Consider the following 25048-nt stretch of genomic DNA (forward strand, 5'->3'; position numbering starts at 1 on the left):
CTAGTCCAACCAGATAAGCGGAAATTGATTTTCAGGGCGAATGTAACAGATAAAGCGCCGTTTAGCTACCGCTGAGCCATGCGTTACCTCAAGCTCAATTAACAAGCGCTCGCCCCGCACAAATGAATAGTTTTCGTAATCGCCTATTCTGACCAAAGCACTGTAGCTGGCCGCGGTTAGCGCATTGGTGTTTCGCAGCCGTATAACCTCGTTGGCAATATCAGGCAGCAGCAAGGCGCGCAGCAAAGCATCGGGGGCATTAAGCGGGTTAAACCTGCTTACCTGCAAATTTGTGGTTAGCGCTGCTACAGTTCGATACTGCTCAGCGCTGATACCGGGCAACTGCTGCAACTCGCTGATGCTTTGTAAAAACATCTGCCGTCCGGCAATGGCGCGCAGCGGCCGGTGAATAACAGAGGGTAAATCTTGTTGTGCTGCCAGCTCAGAGATAATACGCACGGCATCTGCTTCAGGTAGTTGCAGATAACTGAACAACTGCTGCAACTCCGCGTCCTTGCCTGCAATAGATATTGACAGTAACCCTTCAATGTCCTGCAGACGAATTTGCACATTATCGGCAGGTGAAAACGCCATACCGTGAAAATTCCAGTGTTGGCTAATTTGGGTTGCCACCGTATTGTCAGCGCCAACACTGCCGGTTGCCGGTTGCGACAATAAGGTAAATAGCAGTTCGTTTTTCCAGTTTAACAATTGCAGTTCAGCACTGACTTTATCTTGTAAGGTGGTAGCAATTGCCACCTGCTGGCGGCTGGTAAGGGTAAAGTGCAGCGCCATCAACGACAAGATGGTGGTAATAAACAATACCTGAACCAGCGCCACGCCGCGCTTAGTGTACTTAGGCTTCATCGCGTTCATCATAAATGCTGGATTGGCGGTGACGATTATCATGTGGTAAGGCAAAGATGACTGGCTCATTCGGGCCCCAGCTAAGGTTCACCGCGTACGGTATCACACCAATTTCTGTAGCACGGTAAGCATCTTGCCAGCCTGGCGAGCCCTCACCTGACTCTGTATAACGAATTCTGGCTGCAAAGCTGTGCCAGCCAAAATAGTTAAAGCGGATATTGTCGCTTTGTAGCAGCACCAGGCTGTGATCCGGCGCGGGCTGCCCGCCAACGGTAAACAATGGCGCAGCGGCAAAACTGTATTCTGCGTATCGTAGCTGTTGCTGGCCGGATTCCAGCGTATGAACACTTAGCCTTACCCAGGCTTGGTAGCCGGTGTTAAACACCGGAGCGTTAGTAACAAAAATAAGTTGCTGAGCATCACCATAAAACAGATAGGCGGCACGTGCATCGGTGTCTCGGGCCAGATAATTAGCCGTACCGTGCAGCACCTGGCGCAAAAGTAATAACTTACGCGCGTCGCTGACATCGGCATTAAAGCCACCCAGCTCTTTTTGCCAGCGGTCGCTGAAAATAGAAAAACTGAGGCTGCCAATATACATCACTACGCTGAGCAACATCATCGCCAGCAGCACTTCTATCAGGGTAAAGCCTTTTGCTTTCATAACCCTTGCCAGCTAAGGGCAGTAAACTCATACTGCTGTTGGTAATCGCCTTTTAGCAATTCTAACTGTACCTGCCACAAATAAAATTTGTCATCCTGGGTAACAAAGCGCTCTGATTCAAACTCATAGCGTGGTGGTGGAGGAGCCTTATTGGTCACCGTCGCCGTCCAGCTAAACTGGTAGTCGTTAATTATGCCCTGCTGGGTAACGGTTTGAGCAGTATCAGCTTGCTGTAAGTTAAATTGAATGGTGTCGGCCAGTAATGGCACCAACCCTGACAATTCAACCGAGCGGCTGGCTTTAATGCTGGAGGTGGCTGCCGCCTGATATACCTGGCTGACAGTTGCCACCACGGTAAACAGGATCATGGCAGCAATTAATACTTCTATCAGGGTAAAGCCCCTGGCGTTGGCCTTAATGTTCATTTTTACCGGCCAGTAGCGCAAAAAGATCCAGTTGTTGCACACGCCCTTTAACAGATACGGCCAGGGTGTCAGGTTGCATATAGCCATTCTGATTAATAGTAAGTGCCTGGGGTTCAAAAAACAGGTAACTGAACGTAACGATTAGCTCAGGTTCGGCCTGTGGTGCAGTGGCTGTAAAAATAGCTTTGCCGTCTAACCAAAACTCAGCAGGTTGCTGGCGGCTAAAGGCGGTAAAACTTTGCTGTTGCAACCAGCGCTGTAAACTTTGCTGCTCATTTCTGGCCCGGCTGTTTTCAACCTGCTCTATCGTTAACGGCCCCACCAGCGCAATAGCCATGCCCAGTAAGACGATAACGATAAGCAGCTCTATCAGGGTAAAACCAGGTTTCATTAGGGCCGGCCTGTGTTAGAAAGTATCGTTAACAGACATGATACTGAGCAACATCACCACCACCACTGAACCGACAACGCCACCCATAAAGAGTATCATCAGGGGTTCAAGCAGGCTGGTGATTTTGGTTGTCCAGCTACTGAAGTCGTTACGGCTGCGGCTGGCAATTTCTTCAAACACCAATGACAACTGGCCGCTTTCTTCACCCACTTCTAATAACGACAAGTAAAAATCCGGATAAATGGGCGTATTACTTAAGGCCTCAGTTAAACTGACACCGCGTTTCACTTTAGCGCGCGCGGCGGCTACGGTATTACGTAAAATGCTGTTTTTTACCGTGCCGGCGGCCAGTTCAATGGCATTATCGAGCTTCACACCGGCATCCAGCATTAATGCCATGCTGGTATTAAAGCGGATCCGTTCTATCTGTAAAATAGCGTTTTTAATAACCGGTATTTTTATCAGGTTTTCATCCAGCCATTGGTTAAACACACCCTTTTTAGCTACTAACCTGATAGCGCCGGCCACTGCAGCTATGCCTAGCAGCAGCCACCATTGATATTGCTGCATCCAATTGCTGGCGCCAATCAGTAAGGTGGTATAAACCGGTAAGTTATCACTGTTGTCGAACATACCCGACATTTGCGGCACTATATAGTTAAACACGAACAGAATTGCCAGTAAGCACACGGCAAAGATCACGGAGGGATACACCAGTGCCTGGGTAATTTTAGACTGTAGCTCTTTACGAAACTTTAAATCCCGCGCCAGACCGGCAAACACCTCGGCCAACTCGCCACTGGCCTCACCCATTTTTATCAGGTTGATATATAGCGAATCAAAATGTTTGTGCTTAGACAATGCCTCGGTTAGCGACTCGCCTCGTTTTACGGCAACCGACAGCTCAGTTAACAGACGGCCAGACACAGTATTAGCTTTGCCTTTACTTAATATGTGCAGACAACGGTCAATTTTAACGCCGCTGCGCAGCAATAATGCTAACTCTGAGGTAATAAACTCCAGCTCGCTGAGCGATAGCTTATCTGACGAAAACAAGGTTAACGCCGAGGAAACCTGTTTAGGCTTGATAGACACCAGCAACAGCCCCTGCCCAAGCAGCAGTTGCTGCGCGTTTTCCAGGTTATCACTGTCTATCACGCTACTAACAATATTACCGCTGTTGTCATAAGCTTTAAATTCGAACAGCGCCATCAGCCTGCTACCCTGATAACTTCTTCTATGGTGGTTTGGCCAACAATAGCTTTAAGCAAGCCATCCTGCAGCAAGGTTCTGCCGCCGCGCTCAATATTCAGCTTACGTGCCGCAACCGGAAAGTTTTCGTCTTTAGGTAGTGATTTAATATCGTCATCACAGCGCAGATATTCAATAATCGCAATACGGCCGCGATAACCGGTATGGGCACAGGCTTCGCACCCTACTGCCTGCTGTAAATTTAATGCTTGCTGGTATTGTGCTGATAACGCTGCCAGGCCATAGCGTGCCGTTACGGCTGTCGCATCTGCATGTGGCACCGCACAATGGCTACACAACTTGCGTACCAGGCGCTGGGCAATAATAGAGACGATGGCCGCGTTGAGCAGGTACTCTTCAGCACCTAAATCAAGCAGGCGGGTGTAAGCACTGGGCGCATCGTTGGTATGCACCGTAGAAAACACCAGGTGGCCGGTCAGGGCAGATTGCATAGCAATTTGGGCCGTTTCTTTATCACGAATTTCACCCAGCATAATAATGTCAGGATCCTGGCGCACGATACTGCGCAGCCCAGCCGCAAAATCGAAACCAATAGCCGATTGCACCTGTACCTGATTAACCCCTTCCAGTTGGTATTCAACCGGATCTTCCAGGGTAATAATTTTGACACCTGGCTCGTTAATCGCATTTAAAAAGGTATACAAACTGGTGGTTTTACCGGAGCCGGTGGGGCCGGTTAACAAAATAACGCCAGAGGTTTTTTTAATATCTTCGCGGATAAAGGCTTCGGTATCCGCAGACAGCCCCAGTACATCCATACTGTAATTTATTGAGTCCTGACGCAAAAAACGCATTACGATGCTTTCGCCATCATGTAACGGCAAAGACGACACCCTGATATCCAGATCTTCATTGGAAATTCGCATGGCAATTTTGCCATCCTGCGGCCGGCGTTTCTCGGCGATATCCATACCAGACAGAATTTTTAAACGTGATGCCACAGGTAAGCGCATGCGTGGCGGGATCCAGTCTGCCTCCTGTAATACTCCGTCAATGCGGAACCTTACCCGATAGCGATTGCCCATCGGCTCCAGATGCATATCAGATGCTCTGGCACGCAATGCTCTTGAAATTAATGAGTTGAGCAAATTGACGGTAGGCGCTTCACCTGCCAGTTCACGCAAGCGATCTTCTTCCACGTCGCTCATCAGATCGTCAGTAATATTCAGAGCCGAACTGTTTTGCGCATAATGTTGTCGCAACAGTTGAACCTGCAGTAGAGTGGCAACATAAAAGTCAGCGGCAACATTGCGTTCTGTCAGCTGTTGATTCGCTGCTACTGCCAACGGGTCGAGCATTGCGACACTATACTTACCGCTCGTGTCGTCGTGAGCCAGCACAAAGCAGTCGTGCGGGCTAAGCAAGCAATTTAAATCATGACTTTGCAAACTCTCAGGTGACACCTGTTGCAACATGTCATCGGACAGTAACGGAATATCCAGCAGGTTGGAAAAATAAAGCGGCAAACTATCTTCAGACATCGCCCCCATATTAATCAGAATTTGCTCAAGACGACCACCATACTTTTTTTGAAATACGACAGCTTTTTCAATATCAGTTGTTGATATCTGGAAGTGTTCCTGCAGCAGGATTTGCGGCTCTGTCATTGATAGATAACATCCTCATCTTCACCTTCGCCACCTGGTACGCCATCGCGACCGTATGACATTAAGGAGAAGGGTTCACCATTAGTACCCGGCACAGCATACACATAGGGGTTGTCCCATGGGTCCAGTGGCACATCTCTTGGTAAATAAGGACCGTCCCATTTTGGGTGGGTTGACCTACGCAATTCGCCAAGGGTGGCGGGATACTGGCCAACATCAAGCCGGTAAGTATTAAGTGCGGTGGTAATCATTTCCATTTGCACCGCTGCTACTTTACCTTTATTGGAACTGACTTTAGAAAACATTTGTGGCGCAACTAAAGACATCAGTAAGCCCAAAATAACAATAACTATGAGTAGCTCAATCAGCGTAAAACCGCGAGTGTACTTAACCTTCATCTGTGATCCTGTGTTGTAAACTGCCTGACTACAATGCTGTTGCATATTACCGTATGCCCTTTAGCTGAGCAAGGATGCCGCTGGAGTGTCGGACATTACCCGGGCAAAATAGTTTCAAAGCCAGCATCGGCGATGCGCTGTTGCCAACTCCAGGCGGCCAGCGTTTGCGCACTAATGTTAGCGGCTTGTGGTTGCGGCCAGGCAGTAAGCTGGTGCACATCATGATACTGCATGGGGTGCTGGCTTAAAAAGTGAGTTACCCAGCTATTTTTATTGCCAATAACAGGCAAACCGCACGCGGCGTATTCCAGCAGTTTGGTAGACGTTTGAAAGCTGTAAGGATACACATCTGGTACGTAATTAAGGCCAAAACGGGCCTGATTTAGCAATTGCGGGATCTGGCTGTTAGGTACCGGGCCCATAAAACGGATATTGGCATAGTGCTGATAACGCTGTTGTAAATAGGCCGATGGCTGGCCAACCAGCCAGATACTGGCGTGCGGCCGCAGTTTTAGCACAATGTCCAGCGCTTTTTCCAGCTGACGGCTTTTATCCATGGCGCCAGCGTAAATAACATCGCATTTTTTTTCGCTGTTATGCTGGCTGATAAAGTGGCTGGATAGCCCCATATCACGGTAGCGCACCGGTACATCGTCAGTAAAGCTCAATAGTTCACTCTGGTGAGGGTTTTGAAATACCCGTAAGTCAGGCCGGCTATTTAACCGTTGTTTCAGCTGGTCTTTCAGCCGAGCCAAAGGTGGGGTCGATAACGACGCATATTCGTGCACAATAAACTGGTGTGGCTGTGGTTGATAACGAAAATAGCCCATAAAAAACCAGACTATGTCATACCCCTGCAAATTAGCGTCAGGCGTATTAATTACCACCTGGTAGCGCTGGCGGAAATAGTCGGCATACGCCTGCAGTTCCGGCAACTGGGCTTTGGACTGATGCACAAAGCACAGCGACTTCATCGTGGAAACCCTCTGCTGAATAATACCAGGCTCCAGCCGCGGCGCACCATTAACGTTTTAAGCACCCGCAGGCACTGCGTTAAAGGCAGGCGAAAAAAGGCCCGCCAGGGAAAGGTGGTATTGTTATGCAGCGCATAGTTAACCTGATGACTGGCCAGCTGGGCAGCTGTCATAAACTTGCGGTGCTTTTCCAATAACAGCTGGTAGCCTTGCTCGCGCCGGCTTGAGTCTGAAATGCGGTTGGCCTGATGCTCCTGATGCAGAATATAGCTACAACTGCCAATCCGGTAGCCGTTGCCAAAAGCAGCAGCCAGGCGCAGCCAGGTATCGTAATCCTGGCAACTGGGCAGCGCAGCATCGAAGCCGTCTATCGCGCGCAACGAAGAGGTTAAGGTAAAAAGCTGATTACCCACCACATTGGCATATAGCAGGTGCTGATAATTAATGCGTCTGGGACGGCGGGCATAATTAAACAACCGCTGCTGGCCGGTAATAACGGTATAGCCAGTACATAAAAAAGCGCAATCTGTGCGGCTATACCAGTGTTGTACCAGCTCACTAATACGCTCAGGTTTAAATTCGTCGTCGTCATCCAGGCCGGTAATAAATTCGCCGCTGGCCATTTTAATAGCCGTGTTTCTGGCCACTGGCGCACCGCCGGCTACCGGCAAATACAGGTATTTTATTTGCGGGTACTCCAGCAGTAACTGTTGGTTTAGCTGTGCCTGCTGCGGAGCAGAGCCATCGTCAACCACAATAATTTCCAGATGCGGATAGGTTTGTGCCACGCAGCTGCTGATCGCCCTGGCTAACAGCTCTGGGCGATTATGGGTGGCAATGTATACCGTGACTAACGGCTGCTGTTCCGGCAAAGCCATAGCTTAATTTACCGCTCTGAATAACAAATTAGGGTTTAACACTGGTAGTAACCACGATACCAGCTAACAAACTGCTTTGGAGCCAACTCGAATATGCGCTGACAAACAAACGAGCCGATAAAACCTGCGGCGCCGGTGACCAGAAAATTCATTGCACTCTTTCCAAATAAATTGTGGTTAATCTTTTTTAACCCTGTCGCCACTGCCCTTGCCGGCAACGGTCATCAGAATATACTTAAAATAATTGGCCAGGGTCAGGCTTTGCAACATTTGTGCATCGGTTTGTGCCAGCAACACCGGCGTCGACATATCAATATCATTAACCTGCGCCAGACCGGTAATGCCCGGGCGGGCATTTAACACACCACGCTGCTCGCGCTCATCGATAAGTTCCTGCTGGTTAAATAAGCATGGCCGTGGCCCCACCAGGCTCATATCGCCCCACAGCACATTCCATAGCTGCGGCAATTCATCTAATTTTGTTTTACGCAAAAAGCCGCCAAAAGGCGTAATGGCGCTACTACTGGCCAAATGGCTGGCAACATGGGCAGTATCCGGGCGCATGGTACGAAACTTTACCAGGGTAAAGGGCTTTTTATGCCGGCCTACCCGCTGCTGCCGGAATATTGGCGAGCCGGTGTCGAACAAGCCAATCAGGGTAAGAATAAGCAATACCGGCAAGCCAACTACCAGACCGAAAAAGGCGAAAATAATATCTAATAACCGAATTAACATAGATCCTCTTTAGTAAAACAGCGCTTAATCCCCTCTTCCACCGAAACCGGTGGGCTCCAGCTCAGGGTATTTTTAGTATGCTCAATATCTACCTGCAAATTACCAGATAAGCGATCTATTACCGCTTGCTTACCAGTCAATTTACCCGCCAGTTTTAACCAGCTAACCGGGACAGGCAGTAATCTGGGTTTTTTACCCGCCGCTCGTGTCATCATTTGCAGCAATTCAGTAGTGGAAATATCCTGGTCATCACTAACCAAAAACGTCTGGTTAGCCGCATTAGGATGGCTGATACAGGTAATAATAAGATCAACCAGGTTATCCAGCGCTACCATACTGCGCCTATTGTGGATAGCACCAAACGGCAGCGGTAAGTTTTTCTGTGCCCACTTTAACATAGTGGCGAAGTTAGCTTTTACGCCGGGCCCGTAAACCAAAGGCGGGCGGATAATAACAATTTCCATGCCTGTTTCGGCAGCCAGCTGTTTTAAACCGGCTTCAGCTTCTGCTTTAGATACACCGTAAAAATCTTGCGGCTGGGGCTCATCGTCATGCTTGAATAGTGTGGCTGGCGCAGTAGCTTCACCATTTACTTTTACTGAACTGATAAAAATAAAGCGTTTTACTCCTGACGCCGCAGCCTGCCGGGCAAGATTAAGTGTTCCAGCTACATTTACCTTGCGATATTCAGTTAATGGATCTGTTGAATCATCACGCATGATGTGCGCTCTGCCGGCCATATGTAAAACAACCTGCTTGCCTTCAAGCGCAGAACTCCAATTAGTATTCGTGTCAATAGATCTAATTACAACGGGAAACGGTACATTACTATTCTCGGCCCTCACTGCACAGTTAAAAGTATAAGCCTCAAATTTTGTTAGTTGATTTAGAAGCTGTTTGCCAACGAAACCGGATGCTCCGGAAATAAGCAAAGACACTTTCCCGCTCATGAGCCAAACCCCGCAGATACTTCATACAAGGATAAATAATTATCGGCAATCATCGTATCAGCGAAAAGCATTGTTGCACGCTGTCGCGCAGCATGCCCCATCATCTCGAGTTGTTTCGGGTTTTCTACGAGCTGAACTATGGCAGCAGCTAACGCTGCGCTATCTGCAGCAGGTACAATTAATCCATGAACCAAAGGTTCTATTGCCTCTCTACAACCTGGCACATTGGTGGTAATTATTGCTTTACCACATGCCATAGCTTCGAGTATTACTTTTGGCATGCCCTCCCGATATGAAGGCAAACATACGATATCAGCTTGTTGCAACTGTTCTGGCATATCGTTCCTGTAGCCAAGCCAAGTAATAACACCGCGGTCTACCCATTGCATTATGTCCTCATTTTTAAGGCTGGCTGGATTTGCAGAATCAGTGCCCCCAACAAGGACCATTTCTACAGGAGCTCCTTTATTTTTCAAGATGTCAGCAGCAGCTATAAATTCTAATATACCTTTATCTTTTAACATTCTTGATGGTAATACAACCCTAAACACTTTATCGCTAGCTGCTATGGGATGCTGACTCTTGAATGAAAAACGTTTTAGATCGACACCCGCCCCCCAAACGCGACTTGTCTGCGCGGGCAAAATCACCTTTGACTGTTCGAAAAAACTTTTGTCATCAAGATTCTCAAACACTAACTTTACATCGCGCCTACTGCCGCCAAAAGCAAATCGATATAGAAATAACAGCATATTTTTTCTGATAATCGCTTTTAGTGTACTACCGGAAAAGGTGTAACCGAGTCCAGTAACAGTTCCAACAACTTTAGGAACTTTTAAGAATCTGGCAGCTATACCACCGTATATACAAGGTTTTATTGTAAGCAGTTGCATAATATCGGGATTTTCCGCACGAATAACCTGCCAAATCTGCCGAAAAGCCGCCAATTCCTGCCAAGGGTTAGTACCACTGCGAGAAATATTAAGTTGTATCAGCCTGCAACCTAAACGTTCAACAGAATGCACTGCTTCAGGCGTTGCTCCTCCTGCCAAAACGATAACATCATAGCCTTTTTCATGCGTCCGCCTTGCAAGGGTAGAGAAATGATTTACGAAAAAAGGTAAATCATTGCAAAAGAAAATAATTTTCAAAGTACAGCTCCAAAACATGAGAACACTGCATCAAGCAGCTGCCTCACGCCCAGATAAACAATAGATTTCCAACTGAAACCAGCTATTCTATTTGCAGTTTCGGACAGAGTTGATTTTACATCACCTAGCTAGTCCAAGTTCGCTGGTAAGCAGACACCATCCTATCTAAACTAAAATTAACGACGATTCTGTCACGGCACGCAGCGCTGCGTTTTTGCCACTCAAGTTTGTCGCCGCGCGCGGCAATGGCGGCTATTAGCGCGTTTGATAACTCCGCAGCATTTTCTGCTGGCACCACCCACCCCGTATCAGCAACAATAATAGCGGCATCACCAACATCAGTACTGACACAAGGTGTGCCACAAGCCATCGCTTCACATATTACGTTAGGAAACGCCTCGGCGACAGAAGATAGGATATGGATATCCAGCGCATTCATAATTGCCGGAATATCACTGCGCAGCCCTAGTAGAATAATGTGCTGCTCGAGACCATTTTCTCTTATCCAGGCCATAAGCTGTGAGTTTTCTGTTGTCATCTGATTGCCTACCAGGCAACAACGAAAAGCAATCCCACGCGATTTAACTATTGCCAAAGCATCTAACAGGTTTTTATGATCTTTATTCGGATCAAAACGCCCCACACAACCCAACAAAACGTCGGTTTCAGTGTGCTTTACTTCAGCGAGAAAATCAGTTGCCAAATCAGGATTGTTGCTAAATTTAGACAACACATAACCATTATTAATCACTTCCATTCTCGATTTTCGATAACCGAGCTTAGCATGCACCGTTAGCGCCTTATCGGCGCAGCAGATGATTTTGTACGGAATAACATAACTCAGAACTGAACATATGCGCGAGACGAAAATTGTAGAACGTTTACTTAACTTCGGCGTAAGTATGCTATTTCGGATGCCCCAAAACACTTTTTTTACACCAGCCAAACGCGCTATTACTCCCCCTATCAGGTCTGAATGATACATCCAGGTCTGCACAACATCAGGCTTAATACTCCTGAGTAGTTTATATAAGTGATAAAGCTTAGCTATTAACCAACCTTTTCCTTTTAAATCAATGCAGTGAACCTCGATACCGTGCTCTGTTAATAGCTTATAGTAACGCCCTTCATCAACAAGTGAGATAACAATATGCTTGTTATCTTTGTCATAAGTACACAGATTGAACATGGATGCTTCAGCACCTCCGCTTTCCAATCCATTGATAATATGAACTATTGTTAACATTTCATCCTCATCACAGCACTCATACCGCGATCTTTAATGTGACTTCTCATTAAGCCACAAAACACAATTTTTCTTTAAACATACTGTCGGCAGGTATTTACTCACTTCACTTTAACCATACATCTCAATCAGCACTCTAATTTATTGCTCTGAGTAATGCTCAAACATCGGCATACGAGACAACGACGTAGTGATATTCCAACGCGCATCATAAAAAATACACTGGTAAAAAGAAACATAAAGTTAGTACTAAGCCACTTATTAACCTTCCATCTCCAGGTGAAAATATAACCGCAGTAGCTTTTTTTCATAGATGATGTTTCTTGTACCAGCTTTGGAACATTAAAATTGTCCATAACTGATATTGCCAATTACGCTTACCCGACACGTGTTCTTGCCACAACGTGGTCACTTTTAATGCATCCATTAAGCCTTGACGCTGTAATGTTTCGTAGTCAAGCAACTCACTGGCCCATTCTTTTAAAGGCCCTCGCAACCATTGATCAATTGGTACAGCAAACCCCATTTTAGGACGTTTAATCAATGCCTTGGGTATGTGTCGATATAAAATTTGCTTTAGGCAGTATTTAGTTTGTGTCCGGTGTAACTTGGCTGCCTTCGCTAATGACCAGGCATACTCAAATACTCTATGATCTAAAAAAGGCACTCTGGTCTCCAGTGATGCCGCCATAGCAGCGCGGTCAACTTTTACTAAAATATCGTCTGTTAAGTAGGTAAGGCTATCTAGTGCCATCATCCGCTCTATCGCATCGGGTATTGTTAAGCCGTTTTCAGCGCCATTTAGTAGGGTATGTGGTTCAACAGCATTATGCACAACAGATGCAGGATCATGCCATTGCGATACTAAAGCTAAATACAATTGGTTGACATTGCGAGCCGTCATCACAACCGCAGCCTTGTGTAACTTGTCACCCAAATTCGCCATTTGCCAGCGCCGCAGCAACATGCCATTGCAAAGATTCCACCAGGCTACAGGCACTAACAAAATCAGCCTTGAAGCGGCTTTTCGCAAGAAAAATGGGCATTTTTTCAGTGCCGACCATACTCGCTCTGTCATCAGATAGCGGCTGTAACCACAAAAAAGCTCATCACCACCATCACCAGACAAAGACACTGTAACATGCTGTTTTGCCATTTGTGACACTATATACGTTGGGATTTGTGAAGCATCTGCGAAAGGCTCGTCATATATCTCACTTAGCTGGGAAACAACTGCCAGGGAGTCATCAGCTGAAACATATAATTCTGTATGCTCTGTACCTAAATATTTAGCCACCGCTTTAGCATACTCAGCTTCGTTAAAAGCTTTCTCGTGAAAGCCAATAGAAAACGTTTTTACTGGCCGTTCAGATTGCGACTGCATCAACGCTACAATTAACGATGAGTCGATACCACCGGATAAAAACGCACCTAATGGCACATCGGCCATCATTTGCTGCTTAACAGCCTGTTTAAGCAATAATTCTAATTGTTCACTAACATCACCCTGCAACGAGATCCGCTCTGAAGCAACTGCTTGCTCCATTACTTCTTTAGCAGACCAATAAACTTGTGTTGAACTGGAAAAATCGCCGCTATTTAGAGTGAGAATAGTGCCAGGTAGTAATTTTTTAATACCCTCGTACACTGAATAAGGCGCTGGAATATAGTTATGCCGAAGCAAAAGGGTCAGAGACTGACTGTCAATTTTCGCTTTAAAAAAAGGGTGAGCCCGAAAGCTTTTCAACTCCGAGGCAAAAATAAAATGCTCTTGCTCAGGGCTGTTCCAACCAAAATATAAGGGCTTTTCACCAAATCTGTCTCTGGCCAACATCAACTGCTGCGCAGTGTTATCCCATAAAGCTATGGAAAACATCCCAACCGATTTTTGTAATGCCAGCAACAAACCCCACTGCTCTATCGACGCAAGCAAGGTTTCAGTATCTGAATGTCCGCGCCAGAACCTACCTGGCAGTAGTGCTTCAAGTTCAGCTCTAAGCTCTTCATGGTTATAAATTTCACCATTAAAGGCAATAATATAGCGCCCGGAACATGAGTGCATAGGCTGCTGACCAGCAGCTGACAAATCAACTATCGCTAAACGTCTATGAGATAAGCCAATTCTGAACTGAGCATCGAACCAATGACCACTGCTATCGGGCCCACGATTCTGAATAGCTAATCCCATTTCGACCAGGATTCGCTCCGCTTCCACCGGGAATGCTGCTTTGCTGATAAAACCTGAAAAACCGCAAATTTTTATTTACTCCATAATTACGGTAAAGTGACACGTCAGCACCCGATACTACTCGTTAACGTTAATCTACTCAGTAGCGATAACCCGAAAATCACATGCCGCTGGAGACGAAATATCAATAGGGTAAAAATCAGATCTGCTTTCTAACAAACACCATCATATATAGCAATAGATCAAAATCCATCACTCTAAGTCTTAATTTTTTTTATTAGCTTGCAGAGTAGCCCATCAAAGGTTGGGTGTATTTAACCAGCATCAGCGCCGCATTAAATGCGAGTAATATCGTCAAAACCGCAATCCTGCGCCAACCTGTTGTAGCAAGCACGGCCAGCAACACCAGCAGAATACCACTTTCAAACACGCGCCCGGCGATTGGAGTAAAAAAGTATGACGCCAGATAAAAAATTAATACGCCGGTAGCCACAGTATATTGATGCAAAAACCGCCGGCCTTGCAGCAATAATATAACTAGTATCGCGCTCCAAAATAAAAAACCGATACCAGAAGTGGCCTCATCCATCATCGCAGTGGTATCGGCCTGACGTGCCCCTATCAATGAGGCTAACTGCGTAACCAGCAACGCCAGCGATAACGAGACGAAAAGATACAGTAGCAACTTAATATCAGGCGCGGCTTTTATTTTTTTCAACACCCAACCACCGAGTAAAATGGCGATAATAATAAAAAAGCTGGAATGCACAAATGGCGATATGCCGATAAAGAAAAGCCGTTTTTTGTTCCCCACGCTAAACCAGCCAATCATAAATAACGCTATCGCTAAACCCTGGCGTATATGAACAATAAAATTCTTCATTACGTGCGGGAAAATAAGCACCAGGATCAGCCAGAAAAAGTTTTTGGGATTGTGTCTTAACAGTAAATACGCCACCGAAAAAGCGCTGAAAAACACGATTATTCTGACAACAACCGTATCGGCGAACATTAACCCCAGCGCAGAATTAATTGCCAACCATACCGGCTCGTTGGCGAGCAGTGAATGAATGCCCTGCCCCAAATGACGAGCTAAAATTAGCGGGGATACCCGGGCCATCTCCAGGTAGTTGTCCCTGTCCATTACCCCTTCCATAGGGAATGACGCGAGCAAAGCAGCGTATAGAAAGGCTATACAAAAAATGAGAAACGATTTCATCCCGCTACCTACTCCCTCACAGAGTTCACTCTAACCTGTTCAGAAAGCGAACTCCCCTTTAACTTCGCCAGGACTGATGAAAAAAGAAAGCTGGTCGAATAACGCAACCTGAAAAAAACGCTGTTATAACGATTGCAAATGTCAGTGTTTAAGGTGGAACAAGGTGTACTATCGAAGTTAAGTGAACACTTTGCCATAGAAAAATCTAACGCCTTGTCGACATGCTTGTTTGAAAACTCAATCCTCTCTTGATCGCCCAGGCTGTAAAATTTTTCAATCACATCTATTATCGGCCTTTTATCATACAAACCGTCTTCGTTGTATGAAAAACCGGGCAAATCAGCCAGAAAGCCATAGGTCTCAGCGGCTTCGGCGTTTTCGATACCGACAATCGCACTGACGCCAAGCCCGGCTGCCTGTACTATAGCCGTGCCTGAGCCAATAAAAATATCATAGGAAGAGACAACCTCAGAAAAGCAGCTGTAATTTAGCCGTCCTTTGAGGGTAACCGCTGACGCCAAGCCATAGTCATTTATTTTTCGCTGCATGTCCTGTTGCATTGGGCCATCACCGTAGATATCGTAAATTAGCGGTATACCGCGGTCTCGCAAATTAGCGACAACATCGATCATATGTAGGTTATAAGTTTTAAACGCAACAAGCCTGCCCACTGAAACGAGCCGCAGCACTTTATTCTCAGCACAAAAAGCAGGGATATAAGGTGCTACTTTGTCGATAACGCCAAGCGGAAACAAATTCACATCTTGAAAAGATTGCCCACTAAATTTCTGATAAAACGGAACCATTGATTCATTGAAAAATATGATACTTTTCTTGTCAACTTTATCGAAAAACAGCTCTCTGTTTTTACGTTCAAAATAAGGTAACCTCTCCGCTCCCCAACAAAACTCAAGTGAATGGTAAAGACCAAGCGTAAATTTGACATCTGGTGACATGAATCGCGATAAATGAGTATAAAAAAATGCGCATATACCGCAGGAAACATGCACATGGGAGATCGCTCTCAATTGCGTTTGTATGCCTGCTTTCAACGGCAGCAGCAAAGAAAGATGAAAGGGTATAAACTGCACAAGAAAACCAGGTAAGTAAGTTAGATCTTTCAAAAACAACACTGTTGCATATTGTCTTGCTTCTGCTAACAGACCACTGTCACATTTGCCTTCATTGGAAAGTAGTATAATTAATGTGCGTTTACCTTCGGATGCCCTTTGCTTTGCCATCCTCATAAAAAAAGTTTCAACGCCCCCCATTGCTAACGAGCCGTGGATAAAAAGCATAGTTAACACACCCCGCGCTTTATGATTCTGAGTTGCGGTACAACTTCTCTATATGCCCACACTACCAGCACCGCTAAGACCAACCACATAAGGACAAAATATAGTGAAAATTGTGTGTTTGCTAACCCATGCAGAACGCTACCCGACAACGCGATGAATCCGCACAGATACAACCTAAATCGAGGCAACACCTGCCAAAGCCTTACTGAAAGCTCTGTCTTCAGCAACAAGTATACACCGGTTGCTATGGCGGTGGAGACGGCAGCGCCCGCGGCACCAAATTGAGGGATAAGCCAGATATTAAGGGCAACGTTAAGCAGTAATGATATTAGTGTAATGACAGGTAGAAATTTAGTTGAGCGGGCCACGCTAATGCCGATGCCCGATACCTCAGAGATCATAATAAACAACGGCTGTATTATGCAGGCAACAATTATAAATTCTATTGCGAAGTATTCTGTAGGTAATACATAGGGTATTAACCAGGAAAAACACCCGACCAGCGCGATTAAGACAAATGAGAATAACTGTAAGGCATTAGAAATGATATTTACCCTACTAAGCTGCACGCCCTCAGCGACCCAACGATAGATGGTAGGATGCCACACGGTGGCGAATATTTGCTGAAATAGCATAGCTATGCCAGCAAAGCCTGCAGCCAAGGCATATAAGCCTACCTCAGCAAAAGAGGCGTAATGCGCCAGCATTAGTCTATCAACATAGGTTAGCCCCCAAAATGCCACCCCATTTATAACCAGTGGCAGTCCAAAATGTAACAGAGGTTTTAGATTACTGGCAGCAATTTTTGCCTGCAATGCACTTTTAAGCACTTTGCGCAAATAGGTAGCCATAACAATGACCGCCAACAGCCAGCTAAATGCCTGCATCACTATAAGAATGTTGAATGGTTGGAGTTGGGTGTAAAAATATGTCGACACAACAAACGTAAGAAAAAATGCCTTGGGCAATATTTTCGTTACAGCATATGCAAGAGCCCACTCTTGCATTCTTATAAACACAGAGAAAAACCGCTCGAAATAAAGTACAAAAAAAGAAAATACAGCTATCGCAAAAAAATAGCTATCTGATGTGCCTAGCAAGAGTAGACTCAGAGGCTGCTGAAAAATAATTGCCAGCAAGCAAAACACGACCAGTAAACAGAAGCCAGGTAGCAAACAGGTTTTAGCTAGTGCAGCTTTGTTATCAACTTCATTAAACTCGCGAACATAGGATTGATCTAACCCAAGGCTGAAAATAACGGCAATTAACGAGCAGGCAATTTGCAGCATTACGATCTTGCCGACATCCTCCTGGGAAAAACCCCACGCTAAAGCTGGTAGTGTCATAAAACTAAGTAACGCACCTACGGCTGTGCCTGATGCATAGCCCAAAAGGGTTTTCAATTTCAACGAAAGAATCCCTTAACCTTCGCAATAACGTGGTCAATTTCTTGCTCAGTAATACTGAAATAAAGTGGTAATCGAACTAACCGCTCACTCTCGATGCTGGTATAACTATCTTCACCATGCATTCTTCCAAACTTCTGCCCTGCAATTGCAGAATGAAGCGGTACATAATGAAACACCGCACCAATTTCGTATTGCTTTAAATGTGATAACAAGGCTGTTCTTGTATCTAAATCAGCAACTTTAATGTAATACATATGGGCATTATGCTGGCAATTCTGCGGTGTTACCGGCCTAGTCAGGAAGCCGTTAAGCTCTAGCTCAGCAAAAGCCTGGTGGTACTTTTGCCAGCTAGTCTGCCTTTGCTGACTGATTAATGTTGAATCCAGTAGCTGGCTGTATAAATATGCAGCCTGCAACTCAGATGGCAGATAACTGCTGCCCACATCCATCCAGGTATATTTGTCTACCATGCCCCGGAAAAATAAACTGCGGTTGGTACCTTTTTCTCTGATAATTTCTGCTCGTTGCACAAACCGCTCATCATTGATGATCAGTAAACCGCCTTCGCCACCGCTGGTAAAATTTTTTGTCTCATGAAAACTGAATGCGGCCAGGTGGCCTTTAATGCCAACAGGGGTATCGTTATAGAACGCCAGCATCGCCTGAGCCGCATCTTCAACCACGAACAGCTTATGCCTATCAGCAATAGCCATAATGGCGTCCATATCGCAGCTGACACCAGCATAATGCACAGGCACTATTGCTTTGGTTTTATCAGTAATGGCGGCTTCTATCAGGCTCTCATCAATATTCATGGTATCCGGGCGAATATCGACAAAAACAATATTGGCGCCACGAAGCACAAAGGGGTTAGCGGTGCTGACAAAGGTATAACTGGGCATGATGACTTCATCCCCCGGCTTGATATCAATTAAAATAGCAGCCATTTCGAGCGCATGGGTACACGAAGGCGTCAATAAGGTTTTTTTGCAACCTAATTGTTGCTCAAACCACTTTTGGCACAACACAGTAAACTGGCCATCTCCGCTCATTTTGTCGCTGCGCATCGCCGCCAATACATAGTGATCTTCATTGCCGGTGTATGGCGGTTTGTTAAATGGAATCATCTTTCTGCTCATTTAAAAACTGTTGCTCTAATTTTAGTAAATCACGTTTTCGATCTTTCAAACGCTTTGCCGGAATACCGACATAAATTCCCCAGGGCTGAGTGCTCTGTGTGACTAAAGACATAGCACCAACTGAACAGCCTTCAGCGACTGCTACACCAGGTAGTATGATCGCACCAGCGCCTATGATAGTTTGTCTGGATAACGTTACCGGTGCCAAAAATTCATTCTTAAATTTTTTCGGTATCAGTGAATTAACCATGCTCTGGCCAGAATAATCATCAGATTGAGCAAATACCTTTACGCTATAAGCCAAGGTGCAAAAATCTTCCAGCGTGATGCCAGGCGTGCCTCCAGCTAAAAGACACATAGGCGTAATATGACAATAATCGCCAATAGTGACGCTACCTGACACAATACAAAAATCGTCGATACGGCTATTATTACCTATCGAAATTTGTTCAGGATTATAAATAGCCGCCTTGTCGCTAATTTTGACGTTAGCGCCAACCGATTTAAAACCAGATGCTGATAACTGTTCAGAGGTTAAATATGCCATCTCAGCCCCGATGTTCGTTGGCTATTTGAATAAGATACTCGCCATAAGAGTTCTTTGATAATGCCGCACCCGCCGCCAGCAACTGCTCTTTAGATAACCACTTGTTATAAAAAGCTATCTCTTCCAGCACGGCAATTTTGTAACCTTGCCGATATTCAATGGTCTGAACGAATGTTCCCGCTTCTATCAAACTGTCATAGGTACCGGTGTCTAACCAGGCAAAACCGCGGCCCAACACCTCTACATGCAGTTTATCCTGCAGCAAATACTCGCGATTAACACAGGTAATCTCTAGTTCACCGCGCTCGGAGGGCTTAATATTTTTAGCAATTTCAATAACGCTATTATCATAAAAATATAAACCGGTAACCGCACAATTTGATTTAGGGAACTGAGGTTTCTCCTCAATTGACAGGGCTTTTTGCTGTTCATTAAATTCAACGACACCAAAGCGCTCTGGATCTTTAACCTGATAAGCAAACACCGTAGCACCTTGCTTTCGTGAGACAGCTTGCTTTAATTTTGGGCTAAAACCAGGGCCATAAAAAATATTATCGCCCAGTACCAAACACACACTGTCGTTACCAATAAAGTGTTCGCCAATAATAAATGCCTGCGCCAGGCCGTCCGGGCTTTGTTGTATGGCAAAACTAAGGTTAATACCAAAATCGCTACCGTCGCCCAGTAAACGCTGAAAGGCAGCCTGATCTTCAGGGGTGGTAATAATTAAAATATCGCGAATACCCGCCAGCATTAGTACCGACAGCGGATAGTAAATCATCGGTTTATCGTAAACCGGCAGTAGCTGCTTGGACACGCCGCGGGTTATTGGGTACAAGCGTGTGCCTGAACCACCAGCAAGTATAATACCTTTCATTAATCTGAGCTCCCCTGCCCTAAACGCTGCAGGGCATAACTGCCATCCAGCACCGCCTGCCACCAGCCTTTATTGGCTAAAAACCACTGCACCGTTTTTCGCAGGCCGCTGTCAAAGGTTTCTTGCGGTTGCCAGCCCAGTTCACGTTCAATTTTACTGGCGTCGATGGCGTAGCGTAAATCATGGCCTGGCCGGTCGGTTACGTAGGTAATTAAGTCTTTGTAATGTGCTACGCCAGCAGGCTTTGCTGGCGCTAACTCTTCCAGCAGCGCACAGAGAGTATGTACCACTTCGATGTTTTGTTTTTCGTTATGGCCACCTATATTGTAGGTTTCGCCCACCTTACCTTCGGTAACCACTTTAAACAGGGCATGAGCGTGGTCGTCCACGTACAGCCAGTCACGAATTTGGTTGCCTTTGCCATATACCGGCAACGGCTTACCGGCCAATGCATTTAATATCATCAGCGGAATCAGTTTTTCCGGAAAATGATAGGGGCCATAGTTATTTGAGCAATTGGTTACCAGCACCGGTAAACCATAGGTACGATGCCAGGCCCGCACTAAGTGATCTGAACTGGCCTTACTGGCAGAGTATGGGCTGCTGGGCGCATAGGGGGTGCTTTCAGTGAATAAGTCGTCGGTGCCATGCAAATCGCCAAATACTTCATCAGTGGAAATATGATGAAAACGAAACGCCGCTTTGCGATCAGCGGTTAACCCCTGCCAATAGCTGCGCGCCACTTCCAGCAGAGTGTAAGTACCCACTATATTGGTTTCAATAAAGGCGGCCGGGCCATCAATTGAGCGGTCAACGTGGCTTTCGGCCGCCAGGTGCATGACTACATCGGGCTGGTGCTGGCTAAAAACACGCTCCAGCTCAGAGCGATTGCAAATATCAACCAGCTCAAACACATAGCGAGAATGCTGTGCCACTGATATTAACGAATCAGGGTTACCGGCATAGGTAAGCTTGTCGACATTAACGACTGATGATGGCGTATTATTAATAATATAACGGACAACTGCTGAGCCAATAAAGCCAGCACCACCGGTAATCAGTACTTTCATTGTTCTTTCTTCATAACCAAACGGATCAACACAATACCCACACCCAAAATACCGGTTAATAAGGCCGCACCTATTACCATTAATGCCCGGCCAGGTTTAAGCTTTAATTCTGGCACTACGGCAGAGTCTATCGTTTCAAATATATACTCAGGCTTAACATTGGTTAGCATCAGCGTTTTGGTTTGCTCTTCAATCAGTTGATACAGTACTGTTTGAATTTCACTTATTTTGGTTTGGGCAATTTGTTGTTCGAGGTATGCAATACTGGATTGCGCTTCTTTTATATCAGCCTGGCGCATTTCATCATTAATATCAGCAATTAAAGCAGTTACCCAGTTACGCGCAATCATCGGCGATACATGGTCGAAGCTGATTTTAATCATGCCGCTGGCTTTATCCTGATTAACCGTAAGGTTATCGAGAAATACTTTATGTGCCTCAAGCAAGCTGGGCTGCGCCTGTCGTGGCGCCCTGACTTTTCTTACCCATTGCTGCGACTTTTCGTCATATGCCTTGTTATCGACAATAAACTGGTTGGTTTGCGGGTCCCAGGACTTTGCCGCCATTAATGGCACTAACACACTATGTTTTTGCGCAAAACCAAAGAAAAATTCCCGCGACTTAAGTTTTTCCAAGGCTATATTGGTTTTATTGCTCTCTTTACTGCCAAGGTTGATGCCGGCCAGTGAGGCGATGCCGCCAAACTGCCCTGCTAAACTGGATAATTTACCGCCAGCCCCCTCAGACACCGGAGTAACCAGCGCCTCTGAGCGATAAATATTTGGCAAGGTCAGGCTATAGATAGCCATAGCCACAGCCACAATAAACGATGCCCCCGCCAACCAGAATTTAACCCGCCAGATCTCGGAAAAAAGCTCATGCAGACCGATTTCATCGCTACTGTCTCTGTCAGCACTTTTTGTGTCTGCCATATGCTCAGGTGTTATTAACTCAGTACTCATCGTTATTCCGTCATGTTAAAAACTGTTTAACGCGGCTAAGGCGATAGCAGACTGATAGAAGATTTGGGTAACCTGGCCCCACAATGTCAGGCTATCTTTATATTCAGTGTCTACCGGCACTACAATGGTATCGCCTGGCTGAACCAGGGTACTGCGCCGCAGACTAAAACGACTGGTGCTGGGTAGCGCAACAGAGCCATCTGCCCGCACAATATAAACACGTTCGTTATCCGCACGTTTACGGAAACCGCCGGCCAGATTTAAATAATCTCGCACATCTAAACTGCCGTCATACCGGTGACTACCGGCATGTTGCACTTCACCTACCACGGTAATTGCCCGGTTGTAACGGGGTACGTGCAACATATCACCGTTTTCAACCACCATGTCGTATAGGGGGTTTTGCGCGACAATTTGCTCCAGATTAATCACCAGACGGCCAACAGGTTTAATTTTCGCTAACTCGTTCAGCATAAACATACTATCTTGCGGCGAAGCCTGCGCTTGCTCACTTGATAGCGCACGGGTGGCAATATCTGACTTTAGCTGCTCAAGTAGTTTTGCAACTTGCGTTGCTTCTTTTTCCTGTATTTGTTTTCGGGTAAAGATAGCACCAAAAGCGAAAGCATTGTCGGTTAAGCCACCTGCACGCTGAATAACGTCTGACAGGCGCTCTCCTTGACGCATTTTATAAATGCCGGGAAAGCGCACTTCACCGGCCAGAATCACTTCCCGATTCGTTGTCCAATCTGGTGTAGCAAAAATATTTAAACGGTCACGGCTTTGCAAGGCAATGTTTTCAGCTTCGCCACCGAACACCGCCGCCAGATCGATTGCCTGATGATTTATACTTACCCCGTTAAGTTCGGCATTGCCACTGCTGGAACGGCTAAGCTCAGCCCGGTTAAAATAGGCTGAGTCGTTTAAACCGCCAGCCGCCGCGATTAAGTCAGTTACCCGGCTATTTGCAGCGAGAGGATATTCGCCCGGCACTTTAACATCGCCACCGATAGTCACAATTCGCAAATTATCATTTATGCGTGCTTGCTGTCGCAACTTTTGCAAAACAGGGTAGAGCAGTTCCTGGCGGTTAAAATGGACACTTAATTGCAATGCTTCGTTATCCGTTAACAGCGACTCTAATATGCCTTGCAAGGTAGACTGCAACAGGGCCTGGCGCTCAGGTTCTGTCATAAACAGCACCGGTTCATCTTCCTCACGTGGCTGCTGAACTGCAGGCTCAGGCTCTGTTTCCTGCAGCTTTGCAAAGGCGCTACTGGCCAGATCGCCAATCAGCCAGCGCTGCTCAGGTGGCCACTCTAGCTTTTCAAGAATGGTCTCGCGCACATGTTGGTTTAGTTTTTCGCGCTGGTAAAATTGGTCACCATGGTGAAACACCATTATGCTGTCGCGCGGCTTTAACACAATATTATGTTGGCTGCTGGGGTTATCCAGCGCCTCTGCCAGATTAAACTGAATAACGTCAATATCGCCGGCACTGTTAATTTGCCGCACAATAATAGCGTAGTGTAAATCGGCACTGAGTAGTAAGTCTGACCACAACGAACGGACAATATCTGTCACCTTATAGCCTTCGCGCCAGGCGTAAAAACCAGGCCTTGCTACCGCACCGGCCAGTACCAGCTGGTTTTCAACCCGCTGCGAGCTGGCGGCAATTCGCAGCACATCACCTGCTTTTGCTGATAACGAGCTATCAGCAACTTTGGTCAGATCAATATTGCGAAAATCACGCAAGCGACTTTCGTTAAAACGCTCCAGTACTGCCGCAGAAATATAACCATTGGCTTTGGCACCACCGGCCATCGACAGCAGATTTGCCAGGGTATCGTTCGGTTTTACTTCATAAATTGCCGGGCGCTTTACTTCGCCGCGCACTTCAGCCAGCGCCTTAACCGGCGGGATAAACAACACATCACCGTGTTTAAGGTGTACATCGTTACGGCTGTCTCCACGCAGCAGTAAATCGTACAGGTCAAACTGTGCGACGGTTTTACCTGCACGCTTAACTTCAATTTCGCGCAGGCTACCAATATCCGAAACACCACCGGCAACAAATAATGCCTGCGTAACCGAGGTTAATGCTGACACAGCATAGACACCAGGATACTTGGCTTCACCAGCGACAAAAATATTGATGGTACGGAGTTGCCCCATACTGACCGCGGCATTTAAGCCAATATTGGCACTGCGAATACGCTCTACAATTAACTCGTTGGCTTTGTTAAACGTAAGACCAGCTACACTAACAGGGCCGATATCAGGCAGATTTACATTGCCATCGCGGGCCACTACCAGGGTAAAGGTGTCGTTTTGCTTGCCGAAAAGCTGCAGCAACAGCTGATCATCGGCACCTAATATGTAACTATCAGGTACCGGTTGGTTACTAACGGGTGCAAAGGTACTAATCTCAGCATCAAACAACTTTAAACCAAAACGTTCAACTTGCTGTGGTTTATCTTTAAACCGTTCAGTTTGTTCGCGCAACTTGCCGGGTTGTTGTAACCGCTCTACTTCCTGCGGCATATCGGCAGTGGCGCTATTACCCGCTGACGTAGGCAGCTGATAGCCATACTGGCGGGCCAGCCGCTCTTGCTCAGCCCGTGGCAGCTTTTTAAACTGCTCCAGCATAGCAGGGGAAGGTGTTGCTGCTGTCACATTGCCAATTGGCAAGGCCATTAACAAGCAAACTAAGAGGGTTTTAGTTACTTTATACACCCGTAAACTCCCGTTCTAAGGTTTTTTATTACTTTAAAATGATGT

Annotated in this window: 23 protein-coding genes; all 23 read right to left on the minus strand. The window is 46.2% G+C overall.

What is annotated here, in order from left to right; genetic code table 11:
- The 23 genes from WG68_RS03290 to WG68_RS03400 all read right to left on the minus strand — a co-directional run bounded on the left by WG68_RS03290 (position 1) and on the right by WG68_RS03400 (position 25003).
- On the minus strand, positions 1-867 hold the full coding sequence (locus WG68_RS03290; protein ID WP_161796346.1) for a type II secretion system protein GspK: 867 nt from the start codon (positions 865-867) through the stop codon (positions 1-3).
- Positions 857-1531, minus strand: a complete 675-nt coding sequence (locus tag WG68_RS03295; protein WP_046556220.1) for a prepilin-type N-terminal cleavage/methylation domain-containing protein — start codon at positions 1529-1531, stop codon at positions 857-859. The genes WG68_RS03290 and WG68_RS03295 overlap by 11 nt, the downstream gene beginning before the upstream one ends.
- The gene (locus WG68_RS03300) at positions 1528-1956 is read right to left on the minus strand and encodes a PilW family protein (RefSeq protein ID WP_046556221.1); all 429 of its coding nucleotides are present in this window, start codon (positions 1954-1956) and stop codon (positions 1528-1530) included. Before WG68_RS03300 ends, WG68_RS03295 begins: the two co-directional genes overlap by 4 nt.
- Positions 1946-2347 (minus strand): pilus assembly FimT family protein, encoded by a 402-nt coding sequence (locus WG68_RS19010; RefSeq protein WP_052748934.1) that lies wholly within the window; start codon positions 2345-2347, stop codon positions 1946-1948. The genes WG68_RS03300 and WG68_RS19010 overlap by 11 nt, the downstream gene beginning before the upstream one ends.
- A gap of 15 nt (positions 2348-2362) precedes the next feature.
- A complete protein-coding gene (locus WG68_RS03310) occupies positions 2363-3559 on the minus strand; it encodes a type II secretion system F family protein (RefSeq protein ID WP_046556222.1) in 1197 nt (398 codons plus the stop codon).
- On the minus strand, positions 3559-5226 hold the full coding sequence (locus tag WG68_RS03315; protein ID WP_046556223.1) for a GspE/PulE family protein: 1668 nt from the start codon (positions 5224-5226) through the stop codon (positions 3559-3561). The genes WG68_RS03310 and WG68_RS03315 overlap by 1 nt, the downstream gene beginning before the upstream one ends.
- Complete coding sequence (gspG, locus tag WG68_RS03320; protein WP_046556224.1) at positions 5223-5624, minus strand: type II secretion system major pseudopilin GspG; 402 nt, start codon at positions 5622-5624, stop codon at positions 5223-5225. Before gspG ends, WG68_RS03315 begins: the two co-directional genes overlap by 4 nt.
- A 95-nt stretch (positions 5625-5719) precedes the next feature.
- Positions 5720-6598, minus strand: coding sequence for a glycosyltransferase family protein (locus tag WG68_RS03325; RefSeq protein ID WP_046556225.1), 879 nt, complete (start codon positions 6596-6598; stop codon positions 5720-5722).
- Positions 6595-7476, minus strand: a complete 882-nt coding sequence (locus WG68_RS03330) for a glycosyltransferase (protein ID WP_052748935.1) — start codon at positions 7474-7476, stop codon at positions 6595-6597. The genes WG68_RS03325 and WG68_RS03330 overlap by 4 nt, the downstream gene beginning before the upstream one ends.
- A 177-nt stretch (positions 7477-7653) precedes the next feature.
- Positions 7654-8211 carry a sugar transferase gene (locus WG68_RS03335; RefSeq protein ID WP_046556226.1) on the minus strand — a complete coding sequence of 186 codons (558 nt, stop codon included), beginning with the start codon at positions 8209-8211 and terminating at the stop codon, positions 7654-7656.
- A complete protein-coding gene (locus tag WG68_RS03340) occupies positions 8205-9161 on the minus strand; it encodes a UDP-glucose 4-epimerase family protein (protein WP_046556227.1) in 957 nt (318 codons plus the stop codon). The genes WG68_RS03335 and WG68_RS03340 overlap by 7 nt, the downstream gene beginning before the upstream one ends.
- On the minus strand, positions 9158-10312 hold the full coding sequence (locus WG68_RS03345; protein WP_161796347.1) for a glycosyltransferase family 4 protein: 1155 nt from the start codon (positions 10310-10312) through the stop codon (positions 9158-9160). Before WG68_RS03345 ends, WG68_RS03340 begins: the two co-directional genes overlap by 4 nt.
- Before the next feature lie 124 nt (positions 10313-10436).
- Complete coding sequence (locus tag WG68_RS03350) at positions 10437-11558, minus strand: glycosyltransferase family 4 protein (protein ID WP_046556229.1); 1122 nt, start codon at positions 11556-11558, stop codon at positions 10437-10439.
- Positions 11559-11865: 307 nt separating this feature from the next.
- A complete protein-coding gene (gene asnB / locus WG68_RS03355; RefSeq protein WP_324292072.1) occupies positions 11866-13821 on the minus strand; it encodes an asparagine synthase (glutamine-hydrolyzing) in 1956 nt (651 codons plus the stop codon).
- 202 nt (positions 13822-14023) lie between these two features.
- Positions 14024-14965, minus strand: coding sequence for an EpsG family protein (locus WG68_RS03360; protein ID WP_083981783.1), 942 nt, complete (start codon positions 14963-14965; stop codon positions 14024-14026).
- Between the two features lie 8 nt (positions 14966-14973).
- Positions 14974-16263 carry a glycosyltransferase family protein gene (locus WG68_RS03365; RefSeq protein ID WP_052748937.1) on the minus strand — a complete coding sequence of 430 codons (1290 nt, stop codon included), beginning with the start codon at positions 16261-16263 and terminating at the stop codon, positions 14974-14976.
- 2 nt (positions 16264-16265) lie between these two features.
- The gene (locus WG68_RS03370) at positions 16266-17672 is read right to left on the minus strand and encodes an oligosaccharide flippase family protein (protein ID WP_046556231.1); all 1407 of its coding nucleotides are present in this window, start codon (positions 17670-17672) and stop codon (positions 16266-16268) included.
- Positions 17669-18799: a dTDP-4-amino-4,6-dideoxygalactose transaminase gene (rffA, locus tag WG68_RS03375; protein ID WP_046556232.1), complete on the minus strand. Its 1131-nt coding sequence runs from the start codon at positions 18797-18799 to the stop codon at positions 17669-17671. The genes WG68_RS03370 and rffA overlap by 4 nt, the downstream gene beginning before the upstream one ends.
- On the minus strand, positions 18786-19358 hold the full coding sequence (locus tag WG68_RS03380) for an acyltransferase (protein ID WP_046556233.1): 573 nt from the start codon (positions 19356-19358) through the stop codon (positions 18786-18788). Before WG68_RS03380 ends, rffA begins: the two co-directional genes overlap by 14 nt.
- A 1-nt stretch (position 19359) precedes the next feature.
- Positions 19360-20235 carry a glucose-1-phosphate thymidylyltransferase RfbA gene (gene rfbA, locus WG68_RS03385; protein ID WP_046556234.1) on the minus strand — a complete coding sequence of 292 codons (876 nt, stop codon included), beginning with the start codon at positions 20233-20235 and terminating at the stop codon, positions 19360-19362.
- A complete protein-coding gene (gene rffG / locus WG68_RS03390) occupies positions 20235-21305 on the minus strand; it encodes a dTDP-glucose 4,6-dehydratase (RefSeq protein WP_046556235.1) in 1071 nt (356 codons plus the stop codon). Before rffG ends, rfbA begins: the two co-directional genes overlap by 1 nt.
- Positions 21302-22267, minus strand: a complete 966-nt coding sequence (locus tag WG68_RS03395; RefSeq protein ID WP_052748938.1) for a Wzz/FepE/Etk N-terminal domain-containing protein — start codon at positions 22265-22267, stop codon at positions 21302-21304. The genes rffG and WG68_RS03395 overlap by 4 nt, the downstream gene beginning before the upstream one ends.
- Positions 22268-22282: 15 nt before the next feature.
- Positions 22283-25003: an SLBB domain-containing protein gene (locus WG68_RS03400; RefSeq protein WP_235357660.1), complete on the minus strand. Its 2721-nt coding sequence runs from the start codon at positions 25001-25003 to the stop codon at positions 22283-22285.
- Positions 25004-25048: the final 45 nt, after the last annotated feature.

Source organism: Arsukibacterium ikkense, assembly GCF_000987775.1.
In the GTDB taxonomy this organism is placed as follows: domain Bacteria; phylum Pseudomonadota; class Gammaproteobacteria; order Enterobacterales; family Alteromonadaceae; genus Alishewanella; species Alishewanella ikkense.

Coding starts and splice junctions, on each gene's coding strand:
- WG68_RS03290 (WP_161796346.1), bottom strand. CDS start 867: ATGAAGCCTAAGTACACTAAGCGCGGCGTGGCGCTGGTTCAGGTATTG.
- WG68_RS03295 (WP_046556220.1), bottom strand. CDS start 1,531: ATGAAAGCAAAAGGCTTTACCCTGATAGAAGTGCTGCTGGCGATGATG.
- WG68_RS03300 (WP_046556221.1), bottom strand. CDS start 1,956: ATGAACATTAAGGCCAACGCCAGGGGCTTTACCCTGATAGAAGTATTA.
- WG68_RS19010 (WP_052748934.1), bottom strand. CDS start 2,347: ATGAAACCTGGTTTTACCCTGATAGAGCTGCTTATCGTTATCGTCTTA.
- WG68_RS03310 (WP_046556222.1), bottom strand. CDS start 3,559: ATGGCGCTGTTCGAATTTAAAGCTTATGACAACAGCGGTAATATTGTT.
- WG68_RS03315 (WP_046556223.1), bottom strand. CDS start 5,226: ATGACAGAGCCGCAAATCCTGCTGCAGGAACACTTCCAGATATCAACA.
- gspG (WP_046556224.1), bottom strand. CDS start 5,624: ATGAAGGTTAAGTACACTCGCGGTTTTACGCTGATTGAGCTACTCATA.
- WG68_RS03325 (WP_046556225.1), bottom strand. CDS start 6,598: ATGAAGTCGCTGTGCTTTGTGCATCAGTCCAAAGCCCAGTTGCCGGAA.
- WG68_RS03330 (WP_052748935.1), bottom strand. CDS start 7,476: ATGGCTTTGCCGGAACAGCAGCCGTTAGTCACGGTATACATTGCCACC.
- WG68_RS03335 (WP_046556226.1), bottom strand. CDS start 8,211: ATGTTAATTCGGTTATTAGATATTATTTTCGCCTTTTTCGGTCTGGTA.
- WG68_RS03340 (WP_046556227.1), bottom strand. CDS start 9,161: ATGAGCGGGAAAGTGTCTTTGCTTATTTCCGGAGCATCCGGTTTCGTT.
- WG68_RS03350 (WP_046556229.1), bottom strand. CDS start 11,558: ATGTTAACAATAGTTCATATTATCAATGGATTGGAAAGCGGAGGTGCT.
- WG68_RS03360 (WP_083981783.1), bottom strand. CDS start 14,965: ATGAAATCGTTTCTCATTTTTTGTATAGCCTTTCTATACGCTGCTTTG.
- WG68_RS03365 (WP_052748937.1), bottom strand. CDS start 16,263: ATGCTTTTTATCCACGGCTCGTTAGCAATGGGGGGCGTTGAAACTTTT.
- rffA (WP_046556232.1), bottom strand. CDS start 18,799: ATGATTCCATTTAACAAACCGCCATACACCGGCAATGAAGATCACTAT.
- WG68_RS03380 (WP_046556233.1), bottom strand. CDS start 19,358: ATGGCATATTTAACCTCTGAACAGTTATCAGCATCTGGTTTTAAATCG.
- rfbA (WP_046556234.1), bottom strand. CDS start 20,235: ATGAAAGGTATTATACTTGCTGGTGGTTCAGGCACACGCTTGTACCCA.
- rffG (WP_046556235.1), bottom strand. CDS start 21,305: ATGAAAGTACTGATTACCGGTGGTGCTGGCTTTATTGGCTCAGCAGTT.
- WG68_RS03395 (WP_052748938.1), bottom strand. CDS start 22,267: ATGAGTACTGAGTTAATAACACCTGAGCATATGGCAGACACAAAAAGT.